This window comes from Collimonas sp. OK607, from assembly GCF_900111995.1.
In the GTDB taxonomy this organism is placed as follows: domain Bacteria; phylum Pseudomonadota; class Gammaproteobacteria; order Burkholderiales; family Burkholderiaceae_D; genus Collimonas.
This window is the reverse complement of the sequence record NZ_FOKF01000012.1, coordinates 101,462-115,555: the sequence shown is the minus strand read 5'-3', so window position 1 is coordinate 115,555 and position 14,094 is coordinate 101,462. Positions and strand designations below refer to the sequence as shown.

Below are 14,094 nucleotides of genomic sequence, written 5' to 3'. Positions count from 1 at the left end.
CTTTGCAGCCAATATCCACTTATGACGCTTGTAAATCGTCTCTGAAGGCATGGGGGACGAGTTGGCTGCGCTAAAAATGGGCCTTACGCCCCTATGATCTTCATAGCCTTCATCATGTCAGTGATCCCAAGAATGGCCATGACGCGGCGCATGTTGTAGGCCAGTATGTGCAAGCTGATTTCGGTGCCAACGTGAGCCAGTCCCTTCATCGTGAAGTGCCCTGATCCCATCCAAGACTTCACGGTTCCAAACACATGCTCCACCGTGCATCGCCTGAGTTTCATCTTGTCGCGGCTGTTGTCGATTCGGGTCTGCATGGTATCGAGCACATCCGTACCGTCTGTCCAGCAACTCCCAAGGGAGCATCTGATGTATATAACTGCACAAATAATTGACCAGCGACAAAATCTTCGCGATCCTTGCCACGTAAAACCATTGATGCCTCAGATGAGGTCTGGCCCATTTTCAATATATTCCAAATAATCGGACCTGGTTTATTCGGTTCGCCGCGCTGTAGAGTAATTCCAATTACGTCAGTTGCTTTAATATTGTGTGTACGTGCCCGATATTCAAGCCGACCAGTCGTGGCATCATAGGTAAAATGAACGTCAGCCGTATTACCATTTTTCCCAAAGTGTACTGTATCTAACGTTTGCAAGCGAGGCGCTTTACCAGCAACTAACGGCGGGGTTGTATATGGTGCTCGGCGTGGACGCATGGTCTTTTCCCAGCCGTACGCAAGGTTCAGCAGTGTTGGCTCCGCGAACTCCGCGCCAAGCAATTCCAGTCCAACAGAAAGACCATCTGCTGTCCATCCAACGGGTAGGGCCATCGCTGGTAGACCAGTAGTGGCACTGAGTTGGCAATTCTCCCAGCCGCCCTGCAGTTCGCCGATGAAAGATGGCTTCTGTCCGATGGTCGGATAAACAAGCGTGTCCAAATGTTCTCGGGCAAAAACGCCCACCATTATCCTGCCTTGCCACTGATCGACTGTGGATGGACTGAACCCTCGTTCGTCGCGCATCCATTTGATATAGCTGTCGAGATGGCCTTGAAACGGCAGAACCATGATTGGCTCACGCCACCAACCGAGAAACCGTAACCATGGCCTGGCCACTACGATCATCCGGTACCCCATTGTTACGCCAGTATGCAACGCTGCGCGCTGCTGCACGAGTTCATGTAGCTGATTGATATCGACACCTTGCGGCGCTGTCGGGGGAAGAAAGCAAGCTATCCAGATGAGCTCATTTCGTTTTACCGACAGTGATCCAGATGTCGCACCCGACTCCGCGCAGTGGCGCAAATATCGCTCCCGTTCCTGCAAAAACGGCGCCTCGCGATGGCGACTACCTGCGACCTTGGCAGGGATTGGTTTCTTGGACATGGCAGACCTCCGAACGATGGTTGGGAGGTCAGAAAGCGCCGAAATTTATGTCATGTCAATCGCTGGCGAATACCAACGATTTCCCCTGCGGCCGGTTGGCGGCGCAACATAAATTCCGGCACAACATAACCGGCGTTATGTGTTGCAACACATAATGCGGGCTACGATAAAATCTTCGCCGATGGCCAGATTCGTGAAGCCGCCTGCATGGCCCATGCCCGACGCAAGCTACACGATTTGCATGTCAAGAAGGTGACGCCGACAACGACTGAGGCGCTGCGCCGGATCGGCGAACTGTATGCAATTGAAGCGCAGATCCGCGGTCAGCCGCCAGACCAACGTCAGCGAATACGGCAAGCGCAATCACGCCCGCTGCTCGACAGTCTGGAAATCTGGTTGCGTCAACGATTGCTCACGCTATCGACTCAATCGGACACGACCAAAGCCATCAAATATCTGCTCAACCAGTGGCAGGCACTGATCTATTATTGCGACGATGGCACTGCCGAAATCGACAACAACATCGCAGAGAATGCATTGCGCGGACGCTGCCTGGGCCGCAGAAATTACTTGTTTCTGGGATCCGACAGTGGCGGAGAACTTGCCGCAGCCATGTACAGCCTCATCGGCAGTGCACGCATGAACGGCATCGATCCCGAAGCTTATTTGCGCCACGTGTTCGCCTACATCGCTGACCATCCAGTCAATCGCGTCGATGAACTCCTGCCTTGGAACGTCGCCGACCGCCTTAAACTAACGGCCGGCTGAAATTCAATCGCACCTTGGACAGACTGTCAACGACGGTGCAGACGAGGTGCTTATTCAACACCCACGACTACGCTAAAAGAACATGCGGCGCCATTGGCACAGCGGCCGGTGCGGCTGGCTGCATTAGCGGCGCTGAAATTGGCGCAACTGCAATTAGCACCACCACGATGAGTCAAGCGAACCTCGCTTGACTCAATTCCCCTCTCTGCAATTTTTTTTGCAGCTCGTCTGCATTCAAATGACGTTGATCAATACACGGGAGATGAACTTCATATTCGCCTCACTTGCCCATGCCGTGCCGGCAAGATGAGCGTGGTAGATCAGCATGCTGTCCGCTTCCAATGGAATATCCACCGCCGATGACGTGGCAGTTGGATCAGTATGCTATATCTAAAAATTTAGACTGTTTCGCCGGCCAGTTAAGGTTCTAACCTAACCAATGTTCCATCCCGTTGTTCAGGAAGGAGCGAAGGACGTCGTACCATTGGCTGATATCTATTCCATTTAAAACGTATGGCTTATGCCAACTGCGTAACCGTTAACACCCGTCGTGACGTGTTCATTCCAGATATCTGCGTAGACGCTTGTGCGTTTTCCGCGGCAATCACATGTGCTATCGGGTCGATTTGATATAGAGTTTCGACTTCAAAATTTGTTCGAGGATTACCTATCAGTCACTACCGAATCTACCCTCTGATTGCGCTCTGAATTTTTTCGGTGTGATCCCTTTCATTTCCAGAAAACGGCGATTGAAATTCGCCACATTATTGAACCCGACTTCATAGCAGATGTTCGTCACATACTGATCTGTATTCATTAACAACTGACAAGCTTTGTTAATGCGGAGTTGATTCACGAAATCAGTGAAGCTATTCCCGGTTGCTTTGCGAAAAAAGCGTGAGAATTTTGTCTGCGACATACCCAATCGGGCCGCCAATATTTCAGCTGAGATCGGCGTGCGGTAGTTTTCGGTAATGTAATTGAACACTGTATTGATTTTTGCCATGGATGCATCATCATCAAACGATTGCATTTGAGCGCTAGACAAAAGACGATACGTATGACTTTTCGCCAAAAATCCAAGCAGCTTCAGGAATTCCGCAAATCGATTCACGTCTTTTGCATTCCTTATCTGATAAAAATACTGCTCTACCTGGTCGCTCATGTTGAAGAATTCAATTCCATACTTTGCCCGTTCCAGCAGCGGCATGATTTCACGTAATTCCGGAATATATTTAGCGATTAGCTCCAACGGCGCATGTCCAAACTGTATTGCCATGTCGCGCGTTGGAATACCCTCCTTGGGAACGTCGGTAGAAATCCAGTTATGCGGTAAACGTGGCCCCGTCAACACCAGGTTGCCTGGTGAAAACTCCCCTATATAGTCGCCAACAAACAGCTTCCCACTACTTTTGATAATGAAATGCAATTCGTAAGCATCGTGGTAATGCCAGCGGATTAACGGATCCGGCACCCCATGCTCCAAAAAACGTAGAAATTCACTGAATTCGAGGAATTCAAGCTCTGGGGGCCGGGATTGGAGTTTCGTAACCAATGTTCACTCCTTTTGGAATCAAGCGATTACTCTGGTTCAACTCATTACATTACCACCATCCACATTCAACGTCTGGGCCGTGATGTAGGCAGACTCCGTACTTGCAAGGAAGATGGCCGCACCGGCGATTTCGTCAGGATGTCCCATGCGGCCAAGCGGCACCGCATGACCTACCGCCACTTTCTTTTCCCCTGGCTTCAACCCCTCGTAGCGTGCGAATAGGGCATCGACATGGCCCCACATCGGCGTGTCGACCACGCCGGGCGCAATCGCGTTCACACGGATGCCGGACGGCGCCATCGCAAGCGCCGCCGATTGGGTATAGCTAATGACGGCGGCCTTGGTCGCGCAATAGTGCGATACCAGTGCTTCACCCCGACGTCCGGCCTGCGATGCCATGTTTATCACCGTGCCGCGCGTCCCTTGACTGACCATCTGCGCGAGAACTTTTTGCATGGTAAAGAACATCCCTTTGACATTCACATCGAACAGGCGCTGATACATCGCCTCATCCGATTCCAGCAGCGGTGCCATATCAAACACGGCGGCATTGTTGAACAATACATCCACTGGTCCGAATGCCTGGCTGGCGCGTTCGACCATCTGCGCCACAGAAGCTGATTGCGTCACATCCGTAGCGACATAAATCAACGTGGCTGGATAGCGAGACATCAATAACCTGATTTCTGCCGACGGTTCGGGAGACAAATCTGCCACCGTACAACGCGCCCCTTCATTCAGATATGCCGCTGCAACGGCCAATCCGATACCACCACCTGCGCCTGTCAATATTGCGTGTTTGTCCTGAAGACGAGTAACGCTTGCCATTATGAATTTCCTTTTAACCATTGTTGAAGTGAAAGATACGCTTGGCGGATACCCGCCTCAAGCGTCTGATTACCTGCAAGCGGCCCCCACAGAGTGGGATTGCCGCAAAAAGCATGTACAACATCGGATGCGCCGAGGATGTCATTGACAGCGGCTTCATCCATGGCCTGATCCTTATAGGTGAACGGAATAATCCCCGCCGCGCGGTACTGCAGAAAAATCAGGAACAGTGCCGGCAGCATGGCGGTGCACGCAAACGGTTGCTGATTCGCGATCCGATCGGCAATTGTCGGCGCAATAAAGCCCGGTATTTTGGTAAAGCCGTCGGCGGCAACGCGTTCGATGGTGTCTTTGATGTACGGATTACTGAAACGGTCTAGAACCGTATCGCAATAGCGCGCCAAATCGACCGGACTTGGCGACAGGCAGGGAATCACATCCTGAGAGACATATGCCCTTGCCATCTGCCCGATTGTCTGGTCTGCCAATGCTTCGTGAATATAATCGAAACCGCGTATCGCACCAGCCCAAGCGATGCAACTATGGCTAGCATTCAGGATACGAATCTTTGCTTCTTCGTAAGGAAAAACTGACGACACCATCTCCACGTTCACCTTTTCCCATGGCGGCCGACCATTGCAGAAATGATCTTCAATCACCCATTGGCTGAAATCCTCGGCCATCACGACACATTCATCCGTGATATCTAAGACCGCTTGTACACGGCCTTTCGCCTCGACCGGCGGCCTTGGGGTGATGCGATCGACCATCCCGTTCGGATATGTGGTGTTGGCCTGTACCCAGGCGAGCAAGTCAATTTCGCCGCGACGGGTCAGAAAATCGCGCAGGCCAATTCTGAAATGATCGCCGTTGCTGCGTATATTGTCGCAGCACAGCAAGGTCACCGGACCCGCATCATCGTCACGGCGGCCGCGAAGTATGCTGCAAATCGCGCCGTAAATCGTCAGTTTGCTACCTTGTTCCAGATCCGAACGCAAATCTGCATAGGACAAATCCAGCTGTTGATGCTGATCGAGGTAATACCCCGCTTCCGTCACCGTGAAGGAGATGATCCTGGTATTTGGCCGCCGACCCAGCGCAACCACCGCATGCAAGTCGGATGACCATGGCAGAATGTCGGTGATCGAACGGATCCGTTCATAGGTAAAGGCTCCCGCTGGCGTGATGGTCTCCAGTGTGTACTCCCCACCCTGGGTATCCAGATCGTGCAACAGCTGAGTCATGTCGGGCCGAATATTGCCCGCGGCAAGCGCCCATCTTGTTTCACCGCTGTCGATCAGGCGATTCAGATACCACGCTTGATGCGCGCGATGGAATGCGCCAACGCCGAGATGCAGTATCAGCTTCGTCGATACCGGATTTGTGTGTGACATAAGGCTGAGTTCAGTGCGCGGCTGCATATACTTTGCCCGCCTGGTCGAAAATATGCATGTGCTGCTGGTTTAGCAGCAGGCTAATGCGGTCGCCCCGATGTAGCACAGTGCGTTCGTTGCGCCGTGCGACGACCTGCAAACCGTTTTCCATCGTCGAATAGATCAGCGTTTCGGCACCGAGTGCTTCCACCACGTCCACTGTGGCGGTATAACCGCCGGCGGACGCACTGCCCAGTTCAACGTATTCGGGGCGGATACCGATGAAACCGCCAGCAGGCAAAGTCAGGCCGGCTTGCGGCGAGCGCGGCAGGCCAGAGAGCGGCAATATATTCATGCTCGGCGTGCCGATGAATTGCGCGACGAATTGATTGGCAGGCCGGTCATACAATTCTAGCGGCGAACCTACCTGCTCGATATTGCCGTCGCGCAGGACAACGACGCGATCAGCCAGTGTCATCGCCTCAACCTGGTCATGCGTAACATAAATCGTGGTGGCGCCCAATTCTCTGTGCAGACGGGCGATTTCGATGCGAGTTTGTCCGCGCAAGGCGGCATCAAGATTGGATAAGGGTTCATCGAACAAGAATACTTTCGGCGCGCGCACGATTGCGCGACCGATCGCTACCCGCTGCCGCTGGCCTCCAGACAAGGCTTTCGGCGTGCGCTCCAGGTATTCGGTCAGGTTTAGGATGCCGGCGGCCTTGTTGACCTTCTCGCGAATCACTCCTTTATCAACCCCGGCCAGTTTTAAGGCGAACGACATGTTCTCGAACACTGTCATGTGCGGATACAAGGCATATGACTGAAACACCATCGCCAGGTCGCGTTTGGAGGACGGTAAATTGGTGATGTCTTTGCCGTCCAGCGTGAGGCTGCCGCCATTCACTGGTTCGAGACCGGCTATCAGGCGCAGCAAGGTCGATTTGCCGCAGCCGGAAGGGCCGACGAATACGATGAATTCGCCCTTTTTTATCTCGAGGTTGATGCCTTTGATGGCGCGGTGCGTTTCGAAATATTTCTCGATCTTGTTTAATGTCAGGAAAGCCATGATCGTGTGTCCTCTGAATTTTTTAAATAGAACCGCTTATTTGACTGCGCCGAAAGTCAGCCCTTGTACTAATTGTTTCTGGCAGAACCAGCCGAATACGATGATCGGCGCAATCGCCATCAGCGAAGCGGCGGAGAGCTTGGACCAGAACAGCCCTTCGGGACTGGAATATGAGGCGATTAGCGAGGCCAGTGTGCCCGCGTTCGCAGCGCCGAGATTGAGCGACCAGAATGACTCATTCCAGGACAGCACCAAGCACAACAAGGCGGTCGATGCCATGCCGCCCAGACCCAATGGCAAGACGACATAGCGGAACTCCTTGAAGATGCCGGCGCCATCCATACGTGCCGCTTCAAGAATCTCGCGCGGGATTTCCTTGAAATAGGAGTACAGCATCCAGACCATGATCGGCAGGTTCGACAGCGTGAAAATCACGGATAATCCCCATCTGGTATCGAGCAGCCCGAATTGCTGGTACAGCACGTAAATCGGCACCAGCGCACCGACCGCCGGCATCATCTTGGTCGACAACATCCACATCAGGATGTCCTTGGAGCGCTTAGTCGGGGAGAACGCCATCGAATACGCGGCAGGTGCGGCGATCAGCAGGCCGATCAAAGTGGATGCGACGCTGGTGATGATCGAATTCATCGCATACAGCAGGTAATTGCTGCGCGCCTGGACTTCGATAAAGTTATCCAGCGTCGGCGTGAAGAACAGTTGCGCCGGTACTGCGATTGCCTGCAGCTCGGTCTTGAACGCGGTCAGCCCCAGCCAGAAGATCGGAAAAAACAGCAGTAGAGCCAACAGCCATGCCAGTCCCGAGCGGCACAGCAGGGCCAGCTTATACGCTCTGGTGTGCATTATGGTCGGCGCTGCAGGCAGCGTTTCCGCATTCGTCATTGCGTGCATGTTGGATTCCTATTTCTCTAAGTTCTTGCCGATTAGGCGAATGAAGAAAATGGCTGCGATATTCGCCAGCAATACCGCAAACAAACCACCAGCCGAAGCGACACCAACATCAAAACTGGACAATGCCTGCCTGAAGATCATGAAAGCGACATTGGTCGTCTCGAAACCTGGACCACCACCGGTCGTCGTGAATATTTCGGCGAAAACCGACAGCAGGAAAATCATCTCGATCATGATCACAACGGCAATCGAACGTCCGAGATGCGGGATATACAAATAACGCAGTTGCTGCATGTAATTCGCACCATCCATGCGTGCCGCTTCCAATTGTTCACGGTCCATAGATTGCAATGCCGTCATGAAAATCAGGCAGGCAAACGGCAGCCACTGCCAGGCGATCATCAGAATGATGGAGAAAAGCGGATATTCCGACAACCAGTCAATCGGTGCAAAACCAAGGAAGTGACTGAGTTGCGCTAGCAGCCCGTAGATCGGGTTCATCATCATGTTTTTCCACATCAGCGCGTTCACAGCCGGCATCACGAAGAATGGCGAAATCAGTAACACGCGGACGAAGGCGCGGCCGGGGAATGGTTCGTTAATCAGCAAAGCCAGAGCAATGCCAACCACAACTGTGATCCCCATCACTGAAAATAGCAGCACCAGCGTATTTTTCACCGCAGGGGCAAAGGCATCGTCGGTAAAGAAGTAACGGTAATTATCGAGCCCGGAAAAAGCATGCGCGCCCGGCTCCAGCAGGTTATAACGCAACAGGGAAAAATAGATCGTCATCACGAGCGGGACGATCATCCAGACGAACAATGTCGCCACCGCAGGCGTGAGCAGCAGCCGTGATGTGAGTCGTTTCATGGTGTATCTCGTAAGTAAGCAGGAGGCAGGTCAGGAATAGATGGCCTGCTCCTTGCGGTCAATCGGAACAATCCTTTGGTCGGGATTATTTGTAGTAACCGCTCTTGCGCATTTCGCGATCGGCTGCCTGCTGCGACACTTCCAGCGCTTTTTCCACTGTTTGCTTACCCAGCAAGGCCGCGCTCAGCTGTTGCCCCGTCGCTGCGCCGATCGACTGGAATTCAGGAATCGCGGCAAACTGTATGCCGACATAAGGTGACTTTGGCAGCGTGCTGTTATTCGGATCGGCAGAGTAAATCGCCTTTTGTTCGGCAGCCGCAAATTTAGCGACCTTCTGGAACTCCGGATTGGCATAGGTGGATTTGCGGGTGCCGGTCGGTACGTTATTCCAGCCGGATTCTTTTGCAACCAGGGCGATATATTCCTTCGAGGTTGCCCAGCGGATGAATTTTTGTGCCGCGTCTACGTTCTTCGAACTTTTCGGGATTGCCAGAGACCATGCCCATAGCCAGTTGGCACCACGGTCGGTGGTCGCAATGGGCGATTGTGCAAAAGCCACTTTGTCAGCGACTTTGCTCTGTTTCGGGTCGGTTATGAACGACGCAGCGATAGTGGCGTCGATCCAGATACCGCATTTTCCCTGATTGAATAACGCCAGGATTTCATTAAAGCTGTTCGAAGAAGAGCCTGGAGGTCCATATTTTTTCAACAGATCGACGTAAAAATTGACGGCATTCTTCCAGGGCTGACTTGTCAGTTGCGGCTTCCATGTCATATCAAACCATTGCGCGCCGAACGAATTGGCCATGGTGGTGATAAAAGCCATGTTATCGCCCCAGCCTGGCTTGCCGCGCAAACAAATGCCATAGACGCCATTTGCCGGATCATGGATTTTCGCGGCGACGTCGCGGATATGCTCCCATGTCGGACGGTCTTCAATCGTCATCCCGGCCTTCTTCACCAAGTCGGAACGGTACATGATCATCGAGCTTTCGCCATAAAATGGCGCTGCATATAATTTATCGCCAACGGATAAACCGGCACGGATAGACGGCAGGAGGTCGTCAACGTCGTAAGCGGCATCCGGTTTCAGCGCAATCAGCCAGTCTTTCTTGCCCCAGATCGGTGCTTCATACATGCCGATCGTCATCACATCGAACTGGCCGCTTCCGGTTGCGATATCGGTCGTGACGCGCTGACGCAAGACCGCCTCTTCCAAAGTGACCCATTTCAGCTTGATATCGGGATTGTCTTTTTCGAAGAACTTGCCAAGTTTCGCCATCTCGATCATATGGCCATTATTGACGGTGGCAACTACCAGGTCGGTGGCGGCTAACGCATTAGTTGCGGCGAATATGCCAAGGCACAACGCGCTTTTAGCGATGAGTTTCATACTGATTGTCTCCGTTTAATTTAATTTTTTTGTGCTGCTGAAATCATATTAGCAGTCGCTTTCGATACCCTCTAATACTACGAAATCAAACTCCAATACTATTTTGCGACTATTAATATCAGGCAAAGGCTGATAGAGGTTTAATCGATGTTATTAAGGTGCTGGCGGTGTTGGAGAAGACGTAGGAAGAGATGTGACGCATGTATAAGATGCCGCCAGATTTGAGCATAAGTCGATTTTGTAACCCGTAGTCCGCAGCGGCGTCAGGGCCCGCAAGGCTTTTACGTAAAGCCGAATAATTGGCAGTTAAGTGTATAAACGAGCTCGAGCGCTGCAATATGGCTCAGGCGTTGAAGGCGATGGTCATTGACGGACATTACGTTGGTTGGCTACCGAACCGCTGAAAGGGACAATGTGGCAGTAAATAAGGTATGGGCTACTTGGCTTGGCAACGAGTCCAAGCATTTATAGATTACTATTGGTTCCGGCTTTTTTTACTGACGAAAATGAACCTCGCCAAATTTACTCGAGAATCTAAACCGCTTGCAGAGCGCGTTGTAGGGCGGACTTCATTATTTTATCGAAAATAATAATACTAATTTGTGGCTGACTTTTTTAAGTCGATAAAAGAGACATATCGAATGGGCATCGAATCTGAAGAAGATTGCTCCATACCATTGCGCCAGATCAAGACACAATCCTGATCACATCGGAGTTCGCCAGTACCTGGCCAATAAAGTTGATAACTGCGCGCCGACTCGTAGAACAGGGGCGCTAACTTTACGCCCAAATCGATTTGAGACTGGCTTGGAGTCGGTCTAACAAACAGTCGCACAATCATTAAAATTGCCTGTGGGGCGACTATGTGATTCCCTTTTTTACATTCTATTCTTTGTCTTTCTCTGCAAAATATCTAGAAAGATAGATTGCCATAGTAAATCCACCGATCAACATAACTAAACCGTAAATTTCCGTAAATGAGAAATGATTAAAATAGAAAATCGTCAAAAAAATTGACAAATTTATGAACGCCCATACTACGTTTAATGTTGGATGGGAAAGTTTCTTTCCGTGCGGCTTAGAGAAGGGAGACGGAAATCTGTCTCCAGATATGCCTCGAATTAAATGGGGCAGCACGTTAACAAGAAATACTCCTGACATAAACCATCCAATTGCATTGACTACGAACATGCCAAGATCTCCTCGGATCAATCCATCTAAAGGGAAAACTACTACAAGACTGCACTACGACCAGATAGAACTTAATCGCTCCGTCAATCAAAGCAAAGCGTTCAGTGTTTTTAACTTATCCAGGATGAATTGCATGAATGTTGCACGCAGCAAGGTCACCGCAATCACTTCTCTTTCATGCGATCCATAATAGACACGACTGTGCTGTAACTGGGTATCAAACACTCTCTTGGAAATGAAATCTCCCCCTTCGCAGCGGGCTACGCCGCCCCTCCCAGTTGTCTGACCAGCTCTGGGACGACTTCGAACAAGTCGCCGACGATGCCGTAGTCAGCTACCGAGAAGATCGGCGCTTCTTCATCCTTGTTGATCGCCACGATCACCTTGGAATCCTTCATGCCGGCCAAATGCTGGATCGCACCGGAGATACCGACCGCGATGTACAACTGTGGCGCAACGATCTTGCCGGTCTGACCGACCTGCCAGTCGTTCGGCACATAGCCGGCGTCGACAGCAGCACGCGATGCGCCCATGGCGGCGTTGAGCTTGTCTGCCAGCGGCTCCAGAATTTTGAAGCTTTCGGACGAACCCATCCCGCGGCCGCCGGAGACGATGATCTTCGCAGCCGTCAGTTCAGGACGATCCGACTTGGCCACTTCGCGCGAGACGAAGCTGGACTTACCGGAATCTGCCACAGCGGTCAGCGATTCGACCACTGCGCTGCCACCGGTCGCTGCAGCGTCAAAACCAGTGGTACGCACGGTGATGACCTTGATGCGGTCGGTCGATTGCACCGTAGCGATGGCATTGCCGGCATAGATCGGACGCTCGAACGTATCGGCGCCGTCGACCTTGGTGATTTCCGAAATCTGCGCCACATCCAGCCTAGCGGCCACGCGCGGCAGGATGTTCTTGCCGTAAGCGGTTGCCGGTGCCAGGATGTGGCTGTAGTCCTTGGCAATAGCCAGCGCTTGTTCTGCAACGTTCTCGGCGAGTCCGTCGGCGAATTGCGGTGCGTCGGCCAGCAAGACTTTCGACACACCTGCGATCTGGGCAGCTGCTTCGGCGGCAGCCTTGGCATTGTGGCCTGCAACCAGGATGTGGACGTCGCCGCCTGCTTGCGCAGCTGCGGTAACGGTGTTCAGTGTGCTGCCCTTGATACTGGCATTGTCGTGTTCTGCGATGACGAGTGCGGTCATGTGTTTTCCCCAGTCTCTCTTAGATTACTTTGGCTTCATTCTTCAGCTTCGCTACCAGCGTCGCCACGTCCGGTACATTGATGCCCGCACTGCGCTTGGCTGGCTCAACCACTTTCAGCGTCTTCAGGCGCGGCGTAACGTCGACACCCAGATCGGCCGGCTTGAACACGTCCAAGGTTTTCTTCTTGGCCTTCATGATGTTCGGCAACGTCACGTAGCGCGGCTCGTTCAGGCGCAAATCGGTGGTGATGATGGCTGGCAGTGTCAGGGCGATGGTTTCCAGGCCGCCGTCGACTTCACGCGTAACGGTAACCTTGCCGTCTTCCAGCACAACCTTGGATGCAAAGGTGGCTTGTGGCCAGCCCAGCAGCGCAGCCAGCATCTGCCCGGTCTGGTTGCAATCGTCGTCGATCGCTTGCTTACCCAGGATGATCAGCTGCGGTTGCTCTTTGTCAGCCACGGCTTTCAACAACTTGGCCACCGCTAGCGGTTGCAGATCGGTTTCGCCGGTATCGACCAGCACGCCGCGGTCAGCGCCAATCGCCATCGCGGTGCGCAGGGTTTCCTGACATTGCGCGACGCCGCAGGAAATCGCGATCACTTCCGTCACCTTGCCGCCCTCTTTCAGGCGCGTGGCTTCTTCCACCGCAATTTCGTCAAATGGATTCATTGACATCTTGACGTTGGAGGTGTCCACACCGCTACCGTCGGATTTGACGCGTACTTTGACGTTGTAATCTACTACCCGCTTGACGGGGACTAATACTTTCATGTCAGTCTCATTCGGAAAAAAAGGAAATTGGAAACAGGCCTCAGCTGCGCGTTTTCTTTTTGCCTGCGGACGGCTTGGCTTCACCGCTTTGCGGAACGCCTTCCAGTCCATAGCGGACAAATTTCATGTACGTCTCCGTGACCCACGCAGGTAAGCCAGGCTTCTTTGTGTCGTCATAGAAGTAGCGCATCGCGAGATAGCTACGTGCGGCCATCAGCATGAATACGATGACCTCAAATTCCTTGGATTCGTAATTGGAGAACTCGCCCGCTTTTTGCGAATGCTGCAAAAAATGCGTGTATTGTTTGACTACAGAATCGAAATGAGATTTATGACCAACCGGAGCGAAACTTTCGGCTTCGTTGAGGATGCGAAAAAAATGCGGTTCTTGCTCGAGGAAAGAAAAGAATCCAAGAAACCCGCGCTCTTCCAGCTCCGCAAAATTATGCCCACCCAATGCGCAATCTTTGACATGCCGCTGCATCTTGGCGCCCAAGGCGGGCAGCAGCTCGTCCAGAATATCCTGGCGAGTTTCAAAATAATTGTAGAAAGTACCTTGCGCTACACCGGCCTTTTGCGTGATGCGCGTAATCGATGCTTCCGCATAGCCTAGCTCGCCCACTACTTCGGCAGCTGCCTGCAATAAGGCATTGCGAATCAATTCTGATTTTTCGATGCGGTTGCGACCCGTTCGCCAATGTTCCGGCGTCTGGTCCGGACCAGGGGCGCTAACGGTTGATTTACGGCCTGGCTTTTTTTTTGTTTCCATTATTATTC

The 14,094-nt window shown here is 52.4% G+C and carries 12 protein-coding genes and 1 pseudogene; 1 reads left to right on the top strand and 12 read right to left on the bottom strand.

Features of this window, described 5'->3' with window-relative positions; genetic code table 11:
- Nucleotides 1-83 precede the first annotated feature (83 nt).
- Together BM029_RS10875 and BM029_RS26090 are read right to left on the bottom strand one after the other, a co-directional pair.
- Nucleotides 84-284 (bottom strand): transposase, encoded by a 201-nt coding sequence (locus BM029_RS10875; protein WP_244545004.1) that lies wholly within the window; start codon nucleotides 282-284, stop codon nucleotides 84-86.
- Nucleotides 281-1,387, bottom strand: coding sequence for an amidase family protein (locus BM029_RS26090; RefSeq protein WP_211482465.1), 1,107 nt, complete (start codon nucleotides 1,385-1,387; stop codon nucleotides 281-283). Before BM029_RS26090 ends, BM029_RS10875 begins: the two co-directional genes overlap by 4 nt.
- 156 nt (nucleotides 1,388-1,543) lie before the next feature.
- Between BM029_RS26090 and BM029_RS10865 the strand changes: the two are divergent.
- Nucleotides 1,544-2,155 (top strand): annotated as a pseudogene (locus BM029_RS10865) (IS66 family transposase); the annotation flags it as partial.
- Nucleotides 2,156-2,825: 670 nt separating this feature from the next.
- Here the strand turns inward: BM029_RS10865 and BM029_RS10860 are convergent.
- The 10 genes from BM029_RS10860 to BM029_RS10810 all read right to left on the bottom strand — a co-directional run bounded on the left by BM029_RS10860 (nucleotide 2,826) and on the right by BM029_RS10810 (nucleotide 14,086).
- Nucleotides 2,826-3,710: an AraC family transcriptional regulator gene (locus BM029_RS10860; protein WP_092435864.1), complete on the bottom strand. Its 885-nt coding sequence runs from the start codon at nucleotides 3,708-3,710 to the stop codon at nucleotides 2,826-2,828.
- A gap of 36 nt (nucleotides 3,711-3,746) precedes the next feature.
- A complete protein-coding gene (locus BM029_RS10855; protein WP_092435862.1) occupies nucleotides 3,747-4,538 on the bottom strand; it encodes an L-iditol 2-dehydrogenase in 792 nt (263 codons plus the stop codon).
- Nucleotides 4,538-5,959 (bottom strand): D-arabinitol 4-dehydrogenase, encoded by a 1,422-nt coding sequence (gene dalD, locus BM029_RS10850; RefSeq protein WP_170851048.1) that lies wholly within the window; start codon nucleotides 5,957-5,959, stop codon nucleotides 4,538-4,540. The genes BM029_RS10855 and dalD overlap by 1 nt, the downstream gene beginning before the upstream one ends.
- Nucleotides 5,943-6,980 (bottom strand): ABC transporter ATP-binding protein, encoded by a 1,038-nt coding sequence (locus tag BM029_RS10845; protein ID WP_092435860.1) that lies wholly within the window; start codon nucleotides 6,978-6,980, stop codon nucleotides 5,943-5,945. The genes dalD and BM029_RS10845 overlap by 17 nt, the downstream gene beginning before the upstream one ends.
- A gap of 36 nt (nucleotides 6,981-7,016) precedes the next feature.
- Complete coding sequence (locus BM029_RS10840) at nucleotides 7,017-7,844, bottom strand: carbohydrate ABC transporter permease (protein WP_092435885.1); 828 nt, start codon at nucleotides 7,842-7,844, stop codon at nucleotides 7,017-7,019.
- Between the two features lie 57 nt (nucleotides 7,845-7,901).
- Nucleotides 7,902-8,762 (bottom strand): carbohydrate ABC transporter permease, encoded by an 861-nt coding sequence (locus tag BM029_RS10835; RefSeq protein WP_092435859.1) that lies wholly within the window; start codon nucleotides 8,760-8,762, stop codon nucleotides 7,902-7,904.
- A gap of 85 nt (nucleotides 8,763-8,847) precedes the next feature.
- The gene (locus BM029_RS10830; RefSeq protein ID WP_092435857.1) at nucleotides 8,848-10,155 is read right to left on the bottom strand and encodes an ABC transporter substrate-binding protein; all 1,308 of its coding nucleotides are present in this window, start codon (nucleotides 10,153-10,155) and stop codon (nucleotides 8,848-8,850) included.
- 1,451 nt (nucleotides 10,156-11,606) lie between these two features.
- Nucleotides 11,607-12,545 carry an electron transfer flavoprotein subunit alpha/FixB family protein gene (locus tag BM029_RS10820; RefSeq protein WP_092435854.1) on the bottom strand — a complete coding sequence of 313 codons (939 nt, stop codon included), beginning with the start codon at nucleotides 12,543-12,545 and terminating at the stop codon, nucleotides 11,607-11,609.
- Nucleotides 12,546-12,564: 19 nt separating this feature from the next.
- Nucleotides 12,565-13,317, bottom strand: coding sequence for an electron transfer flavoprotein subunit beta/FixA family protein (locus BM029_RS10815; RefSeq protein ID WP_092435852.1), 753 nt, complete (start codon nucleotides 13,315-13,317; stop codon nucleotides 12,565-12,567).
- Nucleotides 13,318-13,357: 40 nt separating this feature from the next.
- Nucleotides 13,358-14,086 carry a TetR/AcrR family transcriptional regulator gene (locus tag BM029_RS10810; protein ID WP_092435850.1) on the bottom strand — a complete coding sequence of 243 codons (729 nt, stop codon included), beginning with the start codon at nucleotides 14,084-14,086 and terminating at the stop codon, nucleotides 13,358-13,360.
- Nucleotides 14,087-14,094 lie beyond the last annotated feature (8 nt).